This is a genomic window from Rhodococcus sp. NPDC057014, from assembly GCF_042673295.1.
GTDB lineage: Bacteria > Actinomycetota > Actinomycetes > Mycobacteriales > Mycobacteriaceae > Rhodococcus_F.
This window is the reverse complement of the sequence record NZ_JBHUSF010000563.1, coordinates 1-2,757: the sequence shown is the minus strand read 5'-3', so window position 1 is coordinate 2,757 and position 2,757 is coordinate 1. Positions and strand designations below refer to the sequence as shown.

At 66.1% G+C, this 2,757-nt stretch carries 2 protein-coding genes and 1 pseudogene; 2 read left to right on the top strand and 1 reads right to left on the bottom strand.

Translation table 11 applies throughout. The features are described 5' to 3' along the window. Positions 1 to 944: 944 nt before the first annotated feature. Positions 945 to 1,478: a DUF6328 family protein gene (locus ACFTZB_RS44825; RefSeq protein ID WP_378442341.1), complete on the top strand. Its 534-nt coding sequence runs from the start codon at positions 945 to 947 to the stop codon at positions 1,476 to 1,478. 576 nt (positions 1,479 to 2,054) lie between these two features. On the opposite strand, the gene ACFTZB_RS44820 is transcribed toward ACFTZB_RS44825, so the two are convergent. Next, the gene (locus tag ACFTZB_RS44820; protein WP_378442339.1) at positions 2,055 to 2,303 is read right to left on the bottom strand and encodes a hypothetical protein; all 249 of its coding nucleotides are present in this window, start codon (positions 2,301 to 2,303) and stop codon (positions 2,055 to 2,057) included. Positions 2,304 to 2,445: 142 nt separating this feature from the next. On the opposite strand from ACFTZB_RS44820, the pseudogene ACFTZB_RS44815 reads away from it, so the two are divergent. Then, positions 2,446 to 2,757, top strand: a pseudogene (locus ACFTZB_RS44815) (FMN-binding glutamate synthase family protein); the annotation flags it as partial.

Below are 2,757 nucleotides of genomic sequence, written 5' to 3'. Positions count from 1 at the left end.
ACCCACGAGGCTGCTACTCGCCGGCCCGCGTGGAGATCACACCAAGCGGGTATCCGCTTGGTGTGGAAATCATCGGAATTCTCATCCTGGTCGGCGTCATCGCCTTCGTCCTGCACAAGAAGCGCGGGCGAAGGGGCTCCACGGGGCACAATTGATCCGGCCACTCGTTCACGGGCGAGAGCTGCTTGGCGTAGAGACAATTCCGACCGACAATCACCACTGACGCCGGCCCTCCCGCCCATCAGCAAGCCCGCCGACTGATACAGGGGACGGTCCTGCGGTCAGACGTTCAGACATTGTTCCGATCCCTCGTGGTGAGACTTCAGCCCGCAACGCACCTCCGATCACGTTCTCGACAGTGGTCCGGTAAGAATGCTCATTTACTCGCTTGCCTACCACGACCGTGACCGCCACACGTCTCACCGACCCAGGTACGAAGCCCCGCACCATTCGAGGCGGACCCTCAGGATTGAAGATACGACGTTGGATCTCGTACCGCGAACAGCAAACGCCCGGGATGCTTCGTTCTGGCCGCGCGCACCAGACATGCCTTGCGCGACCACTTCGGCAACGGCCACTGCGTCGGGTCGACGTGCGCCTGCTGCTCCATGCTTCGCGTCGACCGGCTGCACACGGCGTCCAGCCCCACGTCCGGCCCTGAGGATCGGGCAGGACACGGCGTGCACGTGACCAGTCGTCACCACAGGACGAGTCGGCGTGCGCCGTCGCGTGTTCGCCGTGCAATAACTCGGTGTGACTCCGCAGTAAGCCGGTCATCAACTGTGGGGCGCCCGGTGTAAGAAACGGACATTTCGGGTAACGCAGGTGGGTAGTGTTCGGTATCCAATCGAGCGGCAACTACCTCGGCCTGGGCCCAGCCCGACCGCGTGGTCTCGCGTCGCCCTCACGGTGGCCGATCCCTACTTCAGAACAGCGGGTTGGACATGTCGGACGGCAGTGACGATCGGGCTCGGGACGACGAGTGGAACTACCGCGCCCGCCACGAGACGGAGACTCAACGACTCGACCGAAACTGGGCGGCCCTGCTGCAGGAGCTGCGTGTCGTGCAGACCGGAGTCCAACTGCTCACCGGGTTCCTGTTGACGTTGCCGTTCCAGCAGCGCTTCGCGGACCTGACGGACTTCGAGGTCGGGATTTACCTCGTGACCGTCGCCCTGTCTGTCGTGTCGACGATGCTGCTGGTCGCACCCGTCGGAATCCATCGGGCGCTGTTTCGCCAGCATGCCCTGCCCGCACTGGTGGCCACCGCGCACACGCTGACGCTCTGCGGTATCGCCACCTTCGCGGCCGCACTGGTCGGGGTCGTGCTTCTCATCTTCAGTTTCGTCATCTCGCCGAGGGTCGGCCTCGTCGCGGCGGCGGTCGCAACGACCATATTCTGCGGGCTGTCCCTTCTCGCCGTGATTCTGCGACTGCGGCACCGCCGCAACGATTCTCCACCCTCCGACAGCGGCTGACGGACCTTAGCGGCACCCTCTCGTGCAGCCACGGCGAAACCCTCACCGCCAGGTGACCAAGCTCGACGTGCGGGGATCGCCGTTCCGTTACCGGGAATTCTTGCCGGCGACCGCGGTCGCCGGGTGCACGGCGATCAGGCCGAGTCCTTCGCGTCGCTTGCACAAGCGCGCCAGTTCCCGGGATGCGGCCTCGCCGAGCAACTCGGTCAGCTCGGGCGCATACGACTGAGGACGCTGACGAACGTGACCGGTGCGATCAGCCCGTCGTATCCGAGCTCGTAGGCGGCACCTTCGCGGTAATGGGCGCGATGACGATGGCACTGCCGCGGCATATTCGCGGACCTTCTCCCTCCCGACCTCGTAGCCGGTGACCCGATGATGGTGGCCGATCAGACCTGTGATCAGAGCCGCGACGGCGCGTGGCGGGGTCACGGCGTCCCGCATCCCGGGCAGCGCTCCCCGTGCCTCCGCACGTGGTAGTGCACCACCGCAAGGCGAACCCCAGCCGCCTCGGGCACACCGCTCGCGGTCACCGCGGCGGCACCGTGCTGCGCGTGCAGCACCACGGACTTGGCCTCACCGGCGCGGAACTCCCAGTCCGCGGTGGTCGACGCTCGTGCGTTGCTGCGCGTGCACGCCGAAGTCGCGGTTGGGTGCCAGGCCGGTCGCTTCGAGCGTGATCGTTGTGCGGCCGCTGTCTGCCTCTGAGTCGACGGTCACGGTCGATCCCACGGGGACTGCGACCTCGTCGTAGGTGAAGGCGTTGTCGTCGCCGCATCCGGTGGCGACGAGCGCGGTCAGGCCGACGCCCGCGATCAGAGTCATGCGCGGGTGTGCATGCTTCGACATGTACTCGCGGGGCGTGGCAGCGAATCGAGCGACCACCGGGCCGCCCTTCCGGCCCCGAAACGTCTCTGTCGGCCCCGAAACGTCTTTGTCGGCTCCGCGCCGGACGTACCGTGGCGGAATGAGGTGGTCCACAGCATTCGCCGGTGCCGCGGTCGCCGCGGTCGCCTCCTACGACCTGCTTCAGCGCCGGCACGCACTGTTGCGGAACTTCCCCGTGATCGGGCACGGCCGATATCTGCTCGAGTCGATCGGCCCCGAACTGCGTCAATACATCACCACCGGCAACGACGAGGAGCGCCCGTTCAGCCGTGACCAGCGCCGGTGGGTGTACGCGTCGTCGAAGCGGGTGACCAACACCTTCGGGTTCGGCACCGACAACGACATCGAGTTCACCAACGGGTACACGATCGTCAAACACCGCACGTTCTCC

What these genes read in the sequence shown, in the direction of transcription:
- ACFTZB_RS44825 (WP_378442341.1), top strand. Translation starts at nt 945, where the DNA reads ATGTCGGACGGCAGTGACGATCGGGCTCGGGACGACGAGTGGAACTAC.
- ACFTZB_RS44820 (WP_378442339.1), bottom strand. Translation starts at nt 2,303, where the DNA reads ATGACTCTGATCGCGGGCGTCGGCCTGACCGCGCTCGTCGCCACCGGA.